Annotated in this window: 16 protein-coding genes; 13 read left to right on the top strand and 3 right to left on the bottom strand. The window is 48.2% G+C overall.

Annotation, left to right across the window (positions count from 1 at the left end):
* The first annotated feature begins 16 nt into the window (after positions 1–16).
* The 6 genes from QM717_RS02180 (at position 17) to QM717_RS02155 (ending at position 3,696) form a co-directional block, all read left to right on the top strand.
* Positions 17–1,042 carry a cytochrome c oxidase subunit 3 gene (locus QM717_RS02180; protein ID WP_415034383.1) on the top strand — a complete coding sequence of 342 codons (1,026 nt, stop codon included), beginning with the start codon at positions 17–19 and terminating at the stop codon, positions 1,040–1,042.
* A gap of 21 nt (positions 1,043–1,063) precedes the next feature.
* Positions 1,064–1,414 (top strand): cytochrome C oxidase subunit IV family protein, encoded by a 351-nt coding sequence (locus tag QM717_RS02175; RefSeq protein WP_415034381.1) that lies wholly within the window; start codon positions 1,064–1,066, stop codon positions 1,412–1,414.
* Positions 1,415–1,491: 77 nt separating this feature from the next.
* Positions 1,492–2,133, top strand: coding sequence for a hypothetical protein (locus QM717_RS02170; protein ID WP_415034379.1), 642 nt, complete (start codon positions 1,492–1,494; stop codon positions 2,131–2,133).
* Position 2,134: 1 nt separating this feature from the next.
* Positions 2,135–2,818, top strand: coding sequence for an SCO family protein (locus QM717_RS02165; RefSeq protein WP_415034377.1), 684 nt, complete (start codon positions 2,135–2,137; stop codon positions 2,816–2,818).
* Between the two features lies 1 nt (position 2,819).
* Positions 2,820–3,416: a DUF420 domain-containing protein gene (locus QM717_RS02160; protein ID WP_415034375.1), complete on the top strand. Its 597-nt coding sequence runs from the start codon at positions 2,820–2,822 to the stop codon at positions 3,414–3,416.
* Positions 3,417–3,492: 76 nt separating this feature from the next.
* The gene (locus QM717_RS02155) at positions 3,493–3,696 is read left to right on the top strand and encodes a hypothetical protein (RefSeq protein WP_415034373.1); all 204 of its coding nucleotides are present in this window, start codon (positions 3,493–3,495) and stop codon (positions 3,694–3,696) included.
* Here QM717_RS02155 and QM717_RS02150 read toward each other — a convergent pair whose 3' ends face one another.
* Complete coding sequence (locus tag QM717_RS02150; protein WP_415034371.1) at positions 3,697–5,085, bottom strand: DUF4403 family protein; 1,389 nt, start codon at positions 5,083–5,085, stop codon at positions 3,697–3,699.
* Positions 5,086–5,256: 171 nt separating this feature from the next.
* Between QM717_RS02150 and QM717_RS02145 the strand changes: the two genes are divergently transcribed.
* The 7 genes from QM717_RS02145 (at position 5,257) to tsaB (ending at position 13,083) form a co-directional block, all read left to right on the top strand.
* Positions 5,257–5,958, top strand: a complete 702-nt coding sequence (locus QM717_RS02145) for an ABC transporter ATP-binding protein (RefSeq protein ID WP_415034369.1) — start codon at positions 5,257–5,259, stop codon at positions 5,956–5,958.
* Positions 5,951–7,195 (top strand): ABC transporter permease, encoded by a 1,245-nt coding sequence (locus QM717_RS02140; RefSeq protein WP_415034367.1) that lies wholly within the window; start codon positions 5,951–5,953, stop codon positions 7,193–7,195. The genes QM717_RS02145 and QM717_RS02140 overlap by 8 nt, the downstream gene beginning before the upstream one ends.
* Position 7,196: 1 nt before the next feature.
* A complete protein-coding gene (locus QM717_RS02135; protein ID WP_415034365.1) occupies positions 7,197–8,462 on the top strand; it encodes an ABC transporter permease in 1,266 nt (421 codons plus the stop codon).
* A gap of 18 nt (positions 8,463–8,480) precedes the next feature.
* Positions 8,481–9,602, top strand: a complete 1,122-nt coding sequence (locus QM717_RS02130; RefSeq protein WP_415034363.1) for an efflux RND transporter periplasmic adaptor subunit — start codon at positions 8,481–8,483, stop codon at positions 9,600–9,602.
* Positions 9,603–9,669: 67 nt separating this feature from the next.
* Positions 9,670–11,115 (top strand): TolC family protein, encoded by a 1,446-nt coding sequence (locus tag QM717_RS02125; RefSeq protein WP_415034361.1) that lies wholly within the window; start codon positions 9,670–9,672, stop codon positions 11,113–11,115.
* Between the two features lies 1 nt (position 11,116).
* Complete coding sequence (locus tag QM717_RS02120) at positions 11,117–12,418, top strand: efflux RND transporter periplasmic adaptor subunit (protein ID WP_415034359.1); 1,302 nt, start codon at positions 11,117–11,119, stop codon at positions 12,416–12,418.
* On the top strand, positions 12,418–13,083 hold the full coding sequence (gene tsaB, locus QM717_RS02115) for a tRNA (adenosine(37)-N6)-threonylcarbamoyltransferase complex dimerization subunit type 1 TsaB (protein WP_415034357.1): 666 nt from the start codon (positions 12,418–12,420) through the stop codon (positions 13,081–13,083). The genes QM717_RS02120 and tsaB overlap by 1 nt, the downstream gene beginning before the upstream one ends.
* Here the strand turns inward: tsaB and QM717_RS02110 are convergent, their stop codons facing one another.
* Both QM717_RS02110 and QM717_RS02105 read right to left on the bottom strand, forming a co-directional pair.
* Complete coding sequence (locus tag QM717_RS02110; protein ID WP_415034355.1) at positions 13,084–13,764, bottom strand: hypothetical protein; 681 nt, start codon at positions 13,762–13,764, stop codon at positions 13,084–13,086.
* 38 nt (positions 13,765–13,802) lie between these two features.
* Complete coding sequence (locus QM717_RS02105; protein WP_415034353.1) at positions 13,803–14,633, bottom strand: mechanosensitive ion channel family protein; 831 nt, start codon at positions 14,631–14,633, stop codon at positions 13,803–13,805.
* Between the last annotated feature and the right edge of the window lie 23 nt (positions 14,634–14,656).

The raw sequence follows: 14,656 nt of genomic DNA, 5'->3' as shown, positions 1-14,656 counted from the left end.
TTAACGAATAACTTTTATGGAAGCGACAGCTCATACAGACAGTCAACACAAAACCTGGGGTGGCGGAAACGAACCATTAGGCGCCAATTATGGCAAGTTAATGATGTGGTTTTTCATCGTTTCGGATGCCTTAACCTTCTCCGGATTCCTTGCCGCTTACGGTTTCTCAAGATTTAAGTTTATTGAAACATGGCCATTGCCGGACGAGGTGTTCACGCACTTCCCGTTCATGCACGGCGTTTCGGCACCAATGTACTATGTGGCATTGATGACCTTTATCTTGATCTTCTCGTCCGTAACGATGGTACTTGCCGTAGACGCAGGACACCACATGGACAAGAAGAAAGTGACTTTCTATATGTTCCTGACCATCATCGGTGGTTTGATCTTCGTGGGCTCACAGGCTTGGGAGTGGAAAAACTTCATCAAGGGCGAATATGGCGCGGTCGAAACCAAAGGCGGTAGCTTGCTCCAATTCGTTGACGACCACGGAAAGCGTTTGGCCTTGGCCGATTTCGCGGTCGAATTGCCAGAAGAAAGGGCGCAGTTGACGCGTAGCCGTGGTACCTGGTTCCAATCCGAAGGCAGTCTCACAACCTATTCACTCGCTGAAGTACAGGCTGGTTTCAAGGCGCATCCGAATGTTCGCGTAAGAACCGAAGTATTGTACAAAGACGATGCGGCGGCCAAAGCCAACAAAGACATCGACCACAGCTTGAGCCACCACAAACACAAAACGGTTTTGACGCGTGAAGCTTCAGAAAAGTTCCTGGCCAACGGTCACTTGGTGGTGGAAGGCGCAAACCTGACCCGCAACGAATACGGCAGTAAATTGTTCGCTGATTTCTTTTTCTTCATCACAGGATTCCACGGTTTCCACGTATTTTCTGGGGTCATCATCAACTTCATCATTTTCTTGAACGTTCTTTTGGGAACTTACGAAAAGAGAAGGAACTATGAAATGGTAGAGAAAGTCGGGCTCTATTGGCACTTTGTCGACTTGGTTTGGGTATTCGTATTTACCTTCTTCTACTTGGTTTAATCTACAAAAGCATTTACAGTTATGTCACACGAACACGCATCAAATACAAAAAGAATCTGGTTTGTCTTCGGTTTGTTATCCGTAGTCACCACAGTAGAAGTTATCCTGGGTATTGTAAAGCCGGACGCTTTGCACATGACCAACTTCTTGAGCATGAATTTGCTCAACTGGATCTTCATCATCCTGACCATTTTTAAGGCTTATTACATCATCTGGGCGTTCATGCACATGGAAGGCGAAACTACCGGTCTTAAATGGGCGGTTGTCTCTCCGGTTATTTTCTTGGTTTTATATCTACTCTTCATCCTTTTGGTGGAGGCTGATTATATATTCGAGGTGTTTAAAGATTCAACCATCAAGTGGAATTTTTAACAACATATTAATTCAGAAAAAAGACGGTTTTACGACCGTCTTTTTTTATTTTTGTACCGCACTAAACGCAGCGTGCCATGAAAAAAACCTTAGTCCTTTTTACGCTTTTTATCGTTCCCATCGTTGCGTATCTTTTTTTTGCCTCGGGCGTCAACGGATTTACCCATTTGCCTACGATTACGCCCCAAGTAGCCGACCTCGGTAATTGGCATTCACTGAGCGGTGACAAAGTCTCGCTCGATCAAAAAATTACGATTTTAGGCTTCGGCGGTACCGATGTATTGCAAAACCGCGGCAACCTGTTCAACCTGCAACAGAAAGTGTATTTGCGTTACCACGAATTCACCGACCTGCAATTCGTTTATGTCTGTCCGATAGGAACCGAAGCGGCCGCCCAAAGTATCTGGACAGCCATGCAAGCCACGACCGACATGTCACGCTGGCAATTCGTTTTCGCCACACCCGAGGAAATCCAAGCCTACCACAAACAACTGAAGCTGCAAGGCCAACTCGGAGCTAATTTCGGAACGCCCGATATTTACATCATCGACAAGGAAAGAAACCTGCGTGGCCGTACCGGCGAGGAATACAAGGAAGGCTACAACACGTTCCACCCAGCCGAACTCAGCAACGAAATGCTCGACGATTTCAAGGTCGTCCTTTATGAATACCGCGCCGCGCTCAAGAAAAACAACAACGCGACCAAAAGAGAGATTTAAAATGAAGAACAAATCATACATCGGGATTTCACTCGTGATCCTGGTCTTCGGGATTATTTTCGTTCCGAAAATCGTCAACCGCATCAAAGGCGACGCCATCGTTAAGGGCGACCGGCTCGATCAGGTTTCCAACCATGGAAAGGAAACCGAGCAATTGTTTACGATGGGCTCGGTTCCCACGTTCAAGCTGACCGATCAGAACGGCAAAACGATTTCGGATACCGATCTCCGCGGAAAAGTATACGTGCTCGAGTTTTTCTTTACGACTTGCCCGACGATTTGCCCGAAGATGAACATGAACCTGGTAGACATCCAAAACAAGTTTTTTGGCAATCCGAATGTGGCGTTCGTTTCGATTACGATCGACCCCGAACACGACACGCAAAAAGTACTGAAAGACCACGCCGAAATCATCGGGGCCAAATCATCGAACTGGCATTTCCTGACCGGCGACAAGAAATACATTTACGACATCTCGAACAAAGGGTTTAACCTTTATGCGGGTGAAAACAGCAAAGCCAATGGCGGTTTTGAGCATTCGGGCATGTTTGCCTTGATCGACAAGAAAGGAAACATCCGTTGCCGCATCGACGAATACAACAACCCGATTCCGTATTACGACGGGATTGAAAAAGAAGGCGTCAAGGCCATCCAACAGGACATCGCCAAATTACTCGAAGAATAACATGGAACAAACTACCCCTGACCACGGTCTCGAAAAAAAATTCAACAAGTTCATCATTGCCGTTTCGATCATTATTCCGGTCGTGGTGGCGATTCTTTTTGGCGTCAAGCTCAAGGATTTTGGCTACGACGTCGAGCCGTTATCCTTCCTGCCGCCCATTTATGCGACCATCAATGGGATGACCGCGGTGGTATTGGTTGTAGCCGTTCGCGCGATTAAGAATGGCAACCAGAAAGCACATGAAAAATTGATGACGTTTGCGATTTGTCTTTCGGTGGCGTTTTTGGTGATGTATGTCGCGTACCACATGACTGCCGATTCGGCGGTTTATGGCGATACGAACCACGATGGGATTTTAAGCGATTCAGAAAAGTCTACCGTCGGCATGACACGCGGTTTGTATTTGTTTATTTTGTTTACGCACATTTTGCTGTCGATCGCCATCATTCCGTTGGTGCTGATTACCTATGTGCGCGCACTGGCCCAAACGTTTGACCGACACCGCAAGTTGGCCAAAATTACCTTTCCGATTTGGTTGTATGTCGCCGTTACGGGCGTAGTGGTTTATTTGATGATTTCCCCTTATTATGCACATTAATCCAGAAAATAGAGCCAAGAGCCAAGAGCCAAGACAGTCTTTTGGAAAAAAAAGACATTCACTTAGGACAGTCGTCTTGGTTCTTGGTTCCTGGCTCTACACAGTCTCCTCCTACGGCCAGTGTGCCATGTGCCGCGCGGCCATCGAAAGCGAAGGCAATACGACCAAAGCCGAGGCGGTCAACGACGGTATCGTTTACCTGATGGTGATTCCGTATCTGTTGGTCGGTGTGATTGGCTTTGCGATTTACCGCATGCGCAAGAAAGCGAAAGAGGCTTAATTATTTGAGTCCGTCAACGGTCACGCTCACATCGCCGGTAATCTTGACAAACGCGATGATGGCCTTATTGGTCAACTGGATTTTCTGGAATTGGATGTCGCCCACATTGCCATTGATGAAAACACCCGGCATCGGCGAATAATTTTTCATGTATTTGAGCAGGTTTGCTTTGCCTTCTTCGAGGTTCGGTTGGATCGAATAGCGACACATTTCCTGCATTTTTCTCAAAACATAACCTTGCAGGAGCCAATTCGCCGTACGCGTGAGTCGGCCTTTGGTATCGAGTACATAATCGAGTTTGTCGAAATAAATTTCTTTCGTCTGTTCGTTGTATTGTGGAATGCCCGACAAATACACTTTTCCGTTCAAACTGCCGAGCATGTCCAAAGCAATGATCATCTTGCCTTCTTTCTGCCAGATCTCGACGCTTTGCACTTTCACCTTTTTGCTGCCCGAACCGAATTCCTGTCCCGCAAAATTCTTGGTCATGATTTTTGACGCATCGGCATAGGTCGATACCGCCACGACATTGGCCGAAATATGGTCGGGCATTTTGGCCACGGGCTTGAGTACGATATCGGAGCGCAGGAAATTTTTGGCCGCCTTTTGTCCGACGAGCGTTTCGATCGTGCATTTGAGGCCCATGTCGAACATGATTTTATCCTGTTGCAGCTTGGCTTCGGTGGTGTACAATTCGGTCGGGGAAATGCGCAGCCAGGTGTCGTAGGTTTCGCTCATCTGGAACGGCGTGCAGATTTTGTCGAGCGCATCGAGCACGTTCGATTTGAAATCCATCGATTTGGCGATGGCCTCGTCGATGCTTTTTTCGATATCCGATTTGAACAATTGGATGGCCGGATTGATGGCATAAGTGATCGGCACGGCCTTGCCCATGACATTGACCGACGGGCTTTCGTTCCAGTTGATCGACTTGAATTCGGTGTTGGTCTTGAGCTTCCAGTTGGTCAGTCCCACATCGCTGAGCAAAACGACGTTGCCGTTGAAATTGAATTCCTTGACGTTGTACAAATCGATGCCGAGCTTGTTCGTCCCGATGCGGTATTTCACGAACGCCTTGAGCGGCAAAACGGTCTTGATTTTTCCTTTTTCATTGGTCAAGGTAATCGGTGCCTGTTTCCAGATATTGATTTCGATGTCGTCGTCGGCGATGTTCTTGTCTTCGTAGATGAGCCCGTTCAAAACCTTGTTGGTCTGGTTCTCGATGTCCTTGAGCTTGGCCACGACCGGAATGCTGATGAATGAAACGGCGTTGTCGTACAACAACGGTTCGGCGTCGTCGGGTTCGGGTTTGAGCGCTTCGATTTTTTGGGTGGAAGCACAGCTTGAAATCAATATCGAAATAGACAACAGGCAAAGGATTTTTTTCATCGGATTTAAAATTGATGGAACAAAATTAATCAAACGTTCGGGAATTCAAGACGGGCTGTAACAATTTCACCAGCATACGGTCTTATAACGCAGAACAGGGTAGACTATTAACTTTTTCTTATTAAAATTTCTTTTAAGAATAGTTAATATTGTTTAGCCAAAACATCAATCATGATCGAAATCACCGACTTGCACAAGTCCTACAAGATGGGAAATTCATCACTTCACGTCTTGAAAGGCATCAATTTCAATATTAAGGAAGGCGAACTCGTCGCCATTATGGGGTCTTCGGGTTCCGGAAAATCGACGCTGCTCAATATTCTCGGTATTCTCGACGAAGCCGATTCGGGCAGTTACCTGCTCGACAATGTCCCGATCAAAAACCTTAACGAAACCATCGCTTCGCGTTACCGCAATAAATTCCTCGGTTTCGTATTCCAGTCGTTCAACCTGATCAATTACAAAAGTGCCCTCGACAATGTCGCGATGCCGCTCTATTATCAAGGCATCCGCCGAAAGGAACGCAACGAGATTGCGATGCATTACCTCGAGAAAGTCGGATTGGCGACCCATTCACACCATTTGCCCAACGAACTGTCGGGCGGGCAGAAACAACGTGTAGCGATTGCGCGCGCCTTGGCCTCGAACCCAAAAGTATTGCTCGCCGATGAACCCACCGGAGCATTGGATACCAAAACTTCGTATGAGGTCATGGAACTGATCCAGGGCATCAATGACGAAGGCAAAACGATACTCATCGTTACCCACGAACCCGATATCGCGGCCATGTGCAAACGCAACGTTTTGCTCAAGGACGGCCTCATCATCGACGATAAAATGGTAGAACAAGTAAGGGCGACGGCTTATGTTTAACATCGAACGCTGGCAGGAAATCTTCGAGGCGATTGCCAAGAACAAGCTGCGGACTTTCCTGACCGGGATTTCCGTCGCTTCGGGCATTTTCATCCTCGTGATTTTACTCGGTGTGGGCCGGGGTTTGCAGAATGGTATCGAAAAACAATTCGAACGCGATGCAGCCGGAATCATCGAGGTCTGGAGCGGAACGACGACCAAAGAATACAAAGGGCTCAATCCGGGACGCCAGATCCAATTCCGCAACAGCGATTACGAAGCTTCGCTACAGAAATACGACGACAAACTCAAATACAAAGGCTCGAGCTACAACCAGTGGAGCGGTGTGGTGACCTACGGAAAGGAAACCGGCAATTATACCTATCGCGGCGTCTATCCGGATTACCAGTTCATCGAAAATGCGACCATGGCCGAAGGCCGTTGGATCAACCACAACGACATGATCCACAACGAGAAAGTCTGTACGATCGGGATGAAACTCAAGCAGGATTTGTTCAAGGGCGAATCACCATTGGGCAAAGAAATCCAAGTCAACGGCATCAGTTTTCGAGTGGTTGGCGTATTTACCGATCCGGCTGGCGAACGCGAAGAAACACGTGTTTACATGCCGCTGACTACGGTACAGAAAGCCTATGGCGCGGGCGACAAGATCAGTTCGCTGTTCTATGTCATGAAGAAAAAGGACAACTACGACGACATGCTCGCCGAAGCCAATAACTTTGAAGCCGGGCTGACCCAATTGCTCAAAAGCAAAAACATGATCGCACCCGATGACGAAGGCGGACTTGGTATCCACAATTCGGTCAAAGATGCGAAGCAATTTTACGATTTGAATTTATACATCCGGTTGTTTTTCTGGTGGGTCGGAATTTGTACCATCATCGCGGGTGTCGTAGGCGTGAGTAACATCATGCTCATTATCGTCAAGGAAAGGACCAAGGAAATTGGCATCCGGAAAGCGTTGGGCGCGTCTCCGATTTCCATCATCGGGATGATCCTGCACGAATCGATTTTCATCACGACGATTGCCGGATTTGTCGGCTTGTTGATGAGTTTGGCATTGCTCGAACTCGTCGGCCCGAACGTGGACAGCGAATTTTTCCTCAATCCATCGGTCGATTTCAACGTGGCGCTGACGACCTTGTTCCTGCTCATTTTTGCCGGAGCCTTGGCGGGATTTTTTCCGGCCTACCGCGCCGCCAAAATCAAACCCATTGTAGCACTTAGAGACGAATAATATGTTTGACCGCGACAAATGGAATGAAATCCTCGAGGCGCTCAGCGCCAACGTATTTCGTACGGTGCTCACCGCATTCGGCGTGTTTTGGGGTATCTTCATTTTGGTGATTTTACTCGCCGCCGGAAACGGTCTCGAAAACGGCGTCAAGAAAGGCTTCGATGGCATGGCGACCAACACCATGTTCATGTGGACACAAACGACTTCCAAAGCGTATAAAGGTTTGCCGCAGGTGCGCAATTACAATTTCAAGAATGCCGATGTGCCAGCGCTCAAGGCCAATTTTCCCGATTTGCTGTATGTGTCGCCGAGAAACCAATTGGGTGGCTATCAAGGCACGAACAACGTGATCCGCAACGATAAAACGGGTGCTTATACGGTTTATGGCGACTATCCCGAACTGATCAAACAGGAATCGATGTCGATTACCAAAGGCCGATTCGTCAACCAGCAGGACATCCTGAACAAAAGAAAAGTAGCCGTCATCGGCGAAGGCGTCATCAGCGAACTGTATGAAAAAGGCGAGGAACCGATCGGAACCTATATTAAAATCAACGGCGTCAATTTTATGATTGTCGGCGTCTACCATTCGCGCAACAATAACAATGGTGGCGCAGAGGCGGCGCAGAAAAACATTTTCATGCCGTTTACGACGTTTCAACAGGCGTTCAATTATGGCGATACGGTCGGTTGGATGGCGCTCACGGCCAAAGACGGCGCCTCGATCACCGAACTCAAGAAAGGCATCATGGATTTCATGCGGTCACGGCATTCGATCCATCCCGACGACGACCGCGCCATCGGTAATTTCGATTTGTATGAGGAATTCAGCAAAATCCAGGGCTTGTTCATGATCCTGCGTTTTATCGCTTATTTTGTCGGAACTTTGGTGTTGCTTTCGGGCATCATCGGGATTTCGAACATCATGCTCATTGTCGTCAAGGAACGTACCAAGGAAATCGGCATCCGACGCGCACTCGGTGCCACGCCATCGGCCATCCGCGGGCAAATCCTGACCGAGTCGATTTTCCTGACCATCATTGCCGGCATGCTCGGCATCGCAGCGGCCACCGGAATTTTGGCCATTGCCAACATGATCCTCGATTCGATGCCGAGCGAAGGGATGATGTTTGCGAGCCCGAGCGTCGACATGACCGTCGTTTTCATCGCTTTGTTGATCCTGATCGTTTCGGGATTGCTTGCGGGATTCATTCCGGCGCAGACCGCCATCAACGTCAAACCCGTCGATGCCCTAAGAACAGAATAATCATCAACCAATAGTACCATGAAAAAAGGAGTAACCCTAACCATTTTAGTTTTTATCGCCATTGTTTTTGCGGGCGCGCTCTACTACCTGTACGCCAAAAACCAGGAAGCGCCGGTGGTTTATGAAGCCGAGAAGCCCGAGACCAAAACGATTGTCAAGAACACGATCGCAACGGGTAACATTGTCCCGGATGAGGAGGTACTCATCAAACCCAACATTTCGGGCATCATCGAGGCTGTTTACATCAAGGCCGGCGAATCGATCAAGGCCGGTGACATGATCGCCAAGATCAAGGTCGTGGCCAATGTGTCGAATTTGAGCAGTTCGCAAAACCAAGTGCAAACCGCCAAGATCGAACTCGACAACCAACAGAAATTGTACAACCGCCAAAAATCGTTGTTCGACAAAGGCGTGATTTCAGCCAACGAATTCCAAGCCGCCGAGGTTGCCTACAGCCAAGCCAAACAGAATTACAACGCCGCCAGACAAGGACTCGATATTATCAAGACGGGAACCGCTTCCGGCCTCGGCAATTACGCCAATACGATTATCCGCTCGACGGTCAACGGCATGGTGCTCGACGTTCCGGTCAAGGTCGGGAACCAGGTCATCGAGAGCAACAATTTCAACGAAGGAACGACCATTGCCAGTGTAGCCGATGTGGGCCGCATGATTTTCGTCGGCAAAGTCGATGAATCGGAAGTCGGGAAAATCAAGGTCAACCTGCCGATAGAAATTACCGTCGGTGCCATCGAAAACAAAAAATTCGACGCCATCCTGACCGACATCGCCCCGAAAGGCAAGACCGAAAACGGCGCGATCCAATTCGAGATCAAGGCCAAGTTGACCAACCGCGACGATACGTTCATCCGCGCCGGACTCAGCGCCAATGCGTCGATCATCCTGGACAAGGCAGAAAACGTACTGGCCATCAAGGAAGCGCTCGTGCAATTCGACTCCAAGACGCAAAAACCATTTGTGGAAATCCAGACCGGCGACCAGAAGTTTGAACGAAAAGACATCGAATTGGGCGTCAGCGACGGTATTTATGTGCAGGTCAAAAATGGCGTGAAGGCTTCGGACAAGATCAAAGTCTGGAACCAAGGCAGCCAAAAACCCGACGAAGCGCAAAAGCCATAATATTCCCGTTTAGTTTTTAGAAAATCGTTAAATTTGCGCAGTCAACCTGCGTTTTCAATCAATCATCATGAACAGAATTAATCAATGTTTGTTTTTTCTTTTGCTTTTTTTAGGAAGTTGGGCGCAGGCACAAACCAAAAAATGGACCATCGAAGAATGCGTGGCCTATGCACTCGAGAATAACATTTCGATCAAACTGACCGACCTCGACAGCCAATTGGCCGAAATCGACAAAAAGTCGGCACGCGGCAGTTTCCTTCCATCGATTAACGGAACGGCTTCGCATTCGTGGAATATCGGTTTGAACACCAACATCACGACGGGTTTGCTCGAGAATGAAACGACGCAGTTTACCTCGGCCGGACTCAGCGCAGGGGTCAATATCTACAATGGTTTGCAATTGCAGAACCGTTTCCGCAGGGCCAATCTCGCAATCATTTCGGCCCAATACCAATTGACCAAAATGAAGGACGATATTTCACTCAATGTCGCCAATGCGTTCCTGCAAATTTTGTTCAACAAGGAAAACATCAAGGTGCAGAAAGAATTGCTGGCCAACAACGAAAAACAATTCGAACGCACGAATGAACTCGTCAATGCCGGTTCGGTACCGCGCGGCGATTTGCTCGACATCAAGGCGACGGTAGCCGACAGCAAGCAAAAAGTCATCGCCGCCGAAAACGCGTTCCTGATTTCGAAGTTGAGTTTGGCGCAGTTGCTCCAGCTCGACGATTTCCAGAATTTCGACGTAGCCGACGAAAAATACGATGCCAAGCAAAGCGAAGTGATGTTCCAGACCCCCGACGCGATTTACAAAAAAGCACTTGAGGAAAGGGTAGAAGTCAAGCTCGCCAAAACCAATGTAGAAATTGCAGAGAAAGATGTGAAGATTGCACGCGGCGCTTTCCAACCGACTTTGCGCGGGTTTTACAGTTTCAGCACGCGCGCGGGTTATTCTGACCAAGTGGTGGGTTCGGTGCTCGATCCGCTCAACCCGACCCAGCAAATCGGATCGGTCGTGGTGGACGGCAATACATTGGCCGTGACGACAGAGAATTACCGTCCGATCCTGGGTAAGGCCGATCCGGTTTTTACCCAATTCAGTGACAACAAGGGACACAATTTCGGTTTCCAACTCGACGTTCCGATTTTGAACGGATTCAGCGCACGCAACAATGTTCAACGGTCTAAAGTGGCGCTTGAGAAAAGCAAAGTCGCGCTTTCGCAGAGCCAGCTCGATCTCGAAAGAAACGTATACACGGCCTTTACCGACGCCAGCGGTGCCTATAAATCCTACGAATCGGCTGTTGTGGCGCTCGAGGCGCGTGAAAATGCATTCAACTATGCCAAGGAAAGATACGATGTGGGCATGATGAACGCCTTTGATTTCAACCAGGCACAAACGCTGTATTCGAATGCGCAATCGGAAGTGTTGCGTACGAAATACGATTATATTTTCCGAACCAAAATCGTCGAATTCTATTTCGGCATCCCGATTACCAAAAAACCATAATATGTCAAAAAAGTCGACTTATGTACTGCTTGGATGCGCCGTCATTTTAATCGTGGCGCTGATCACCTTGAACAAAACCGGTGTCATCGGGAACAAGGACAAAGGTGTGGAAGTGGAAATTGCCCAAGTCGACGAAATAACGATTGTGGAAACCGTATCGGCAACGGGTAAAATCCAGCCGGAAATCGAAGTCAAGATTTCTTCGGAAGTATCGGGTGAAATCATTTCGCTTCCCGTCAAAGAAGGGCAAGTGGTCAAGAAAGGCGATCTGCTGGTCAAGATCAATCCCGATTTGTATACTTCGGGTTACAACCGCACCTTGGCCGGATTGTCTGGAACCAAAGCCGGTTTGAGCCAGGCCGACGCGAGTTTCAAGGAAGCCAAAGCCAATTACGACCGCAACAAGACGCTGTTTGAGAAAGGCATCATTTCGCGTTCGGAATGGGACAAGGCCGTTTCGGTGTTCGAAAGCGCACAGGCGTCCAAACAATCGGCTTATTACAATGTACAAAGCGCTTCGGCCACGGTCAATGAGGCCAAGGATAACCTGGGAAGAACCACGATTTATGCCCCGGCCGACGGAACCATTTCGATGCTCAACGTCGAACTCGGCGAGCGCGTACTCGGAACACAGCAAATGACCGGAACCGAAATTTTACGGGTGGCCAACCTGAACAATATGGAAGTCGAGGTCGACGTCAATGAAAACGACATCGTCAAGATCAACGTGGGCGATTCGGCCAATGTAGAAGTCGATGCCTATCTGAAGAAGAAATTCAAGGGCATCGTGACGAGCATTTCCAACTCGGCCAGCGCGACCTTGACCGCCGACCAGGTGACCAATTTCAAGGTAAAAGTCAGGATACTCAAAGAATCCTACAAAGAATTGACCGATGGGAAACCCGAAAGCTATTCGCCGTTTCGCCCCGGAATGACTGCCACGGTCGACATCATCACCAAGCGAAAGGAAAAAGTGCTGGGCATCCCGATCAGTTCGGTGGTTGTCAAAAACGACACGACGCCGGTCAAGAAATTCGAGGTCGATGATCCGAATTCAGAGGAAAATAAAGTCAAGCCCAAAAGCGACAAAAAATTGGAATGCGTGTTTGTAAAAGCGGGGGGCAAGGCCAAGATCCGCATCATCAAAACCGGCATCCAAGACGATACCAATATCGAAGTCACCGACGGACTCCGCAAAGGCGATGTCGTGATTACCGGCCCTTACACTACAGTTACCAAAGACCTCAATTCAGGTGACAAAGTCAACGTTGCCTCAGAAAAAGAGAAAGAATCCAAGAAATAATGTCCTACATCCTCAATATTGAAACGGCTACCAAGAATTGTTCGGTGGCCATTGCCCAAGACGGGCAGGTGCTTTTGTGTCGTGAACTGGCCGAAGAAGGCTATTCCCATGCCGAAAAGCTCCATGTTTTTATAGAAGAAACACTGGCCGGGTTGCAGCTTCAGTACAAAGATTTATCTGCCATAGCCGTCAGCCAAGGACCGGGATCTTACACCGGTTTGCGCATTGGCGTATCGGCGGCCAAAGGGTTGTGTTTTGCACTCAATATTCCGCTCATTGCGGTCGATACAATGAAAGTCCTGGCTTCACAGGCGAAAGTCAATGACGGGATCATCATTCCGATGCTCGATGCCAGGCGCATGGAAGTGTACAGCGCGGTTTTCAGTGCCGATTTGGAGCAAATCCGTGAGATCAAGGCCGAAATCGTAGACGAAGATTCTTTTGGGGAATGGAATGAAAAAGTGTATTTCGTGGGTGATTGCCAGCAGAAATGCAAAACCGTGCTTACAAAACCCAACTTCGTTTTCTTGGATCACATTGTTTACCCTTCGGCGGCGGCGATGGTACAATTTAGCGATGCCGCGTACCAAAAAAGCGACACTGTTGATGTCGCTTACTTTGAGCCTTACTACCTCAAGGATTTTATGATTACCACCAAAAAGTAATTATTGGCCCAGAAAATCAACGACCTTGATCAAATCGGCCTCGAGATCGAAATCGATTGGGTTGGTTTTTAGGAAAGTTTCTATCGCTTCTTTTTTATCCGGAAACAATTTGATGAGTGCTTTTTTGCTGTCGGGAAACGCTACGATTCCGGCCTCCTTGTTTTTGAGGAAATACTTGTCGGATTGTTTGTTGTATTTGGCCGGCATGCTGGTTTCCATCGTGCTTTTTGCGACTTTGGCATCGATAAAAATAACGCTCTCTTTCTTGAAAAGTCCGTAATTGTTTTTGGAATGGCCTTCCAGCAGATAGCCGTATTGGAGTCGGCCTTTGTTGTCGACGTATTGTGAAAGTTGGTATTTCTTGTTCAAACCTGGAAAAGAAATGGTGCCGAAATCTTCCAGTCGATCCAAAATCAACGTGTCGTTTTTGGGCGTAATGAATTCAAATTCATCCGCAAATGCATTGTAGCGCATGTAAGCCTTGACCTTAATTTTGACGACTTCGGCCTGTGCAAACATTTTGGTCGTGTAAGGCGAACCTTCTATTTTTTCTTGGGCCGCTTTGGGATTGCGGAACAATCTGCCGGCAATATCAGGATGTTGCACTTCCTTTTGCAGCGATTGTGCGCAGGCGATTGAGGTCACCAGAATCAAGATTTTGGTAAAGAGTAGCTTTTTCATTTTGCGAATGTTTGTTGTCGCAATAATACAAATTAAAATCAGGATTTTGAGAATTCCTTCATAAATGGCTGTATCGAAATGCCCGCCTCATCAAAAGCGGTTTTGCTTTGTTCGAGGATGTCCGAAGTCACATCGGCGAAATGCTCATTTTTGGTCCAGGCGCGGATGGCAATCTTGATGCCCGAATCGGTCAGTTCCTTGACGACAACCGAAGCCTTCGGATGCTCAAGCACGTGCGGATTTTTGTCGAGAATGCCGGTAATGATGTCCTTGACCTGCTTGATGTTGCTGTCATACGAAATCCCGATGGTCAAATCGGTCCTGCGGTTTTCCTGTTGCGAGAAATTGATGATCGTACCGTTGGACAAGGCGCCATTTGGGATAAAAATGACCTGGTTGTTGACCGTCAGCAATTGCGTGACAAAAATCTGGATGTCGATGACCGTGCCCGAAACGCCTTGCGCTTCAATTGCATCGCCCAATTTGAACGGTTTGAACAAAATGATCAGCATGCCGCCCGCAAAATTCGAGAGCGAACCCTGCAACGACAAACCGATCGCCAATCCGGCCGCTCCGAGAATCGCGACGAAAGAGGACGATTCGATCCCGAGTTTTGAGATGACCGCGATGAACAACATGATGCGCAACCCCCAAAAAATAATATCCGAAAGAAATTCGATCAATGTGGGTTCGATTCCGCGCTTGACCATGATTTTGCGCGACACATTGTTGATGAGGCGAATCGCCCAGATCCCGATAATCAACAGCAACAAAGCCGCCACCAGCCTTGGGGAATAATCGATCAGGACGGTGATGAATTTTTGGGTGTATTGTTCGAGGTACGTGATGTCGTTGAGCAGTAATTTCATAAGCATGCATAAAAAACCTCCCG

Source organism: Flavobacterium sp., assembly GCF_047602195.1.
Classification (GTDB): domain Bacteria; phylum Bacteroidota; class Bacteroidia; order Flavobacteriales; family Flavobacteriaceae; genus Flavobacterium.
This window is presented reverse-complemented; position numbering and strand designations above follow the sequence as displayed.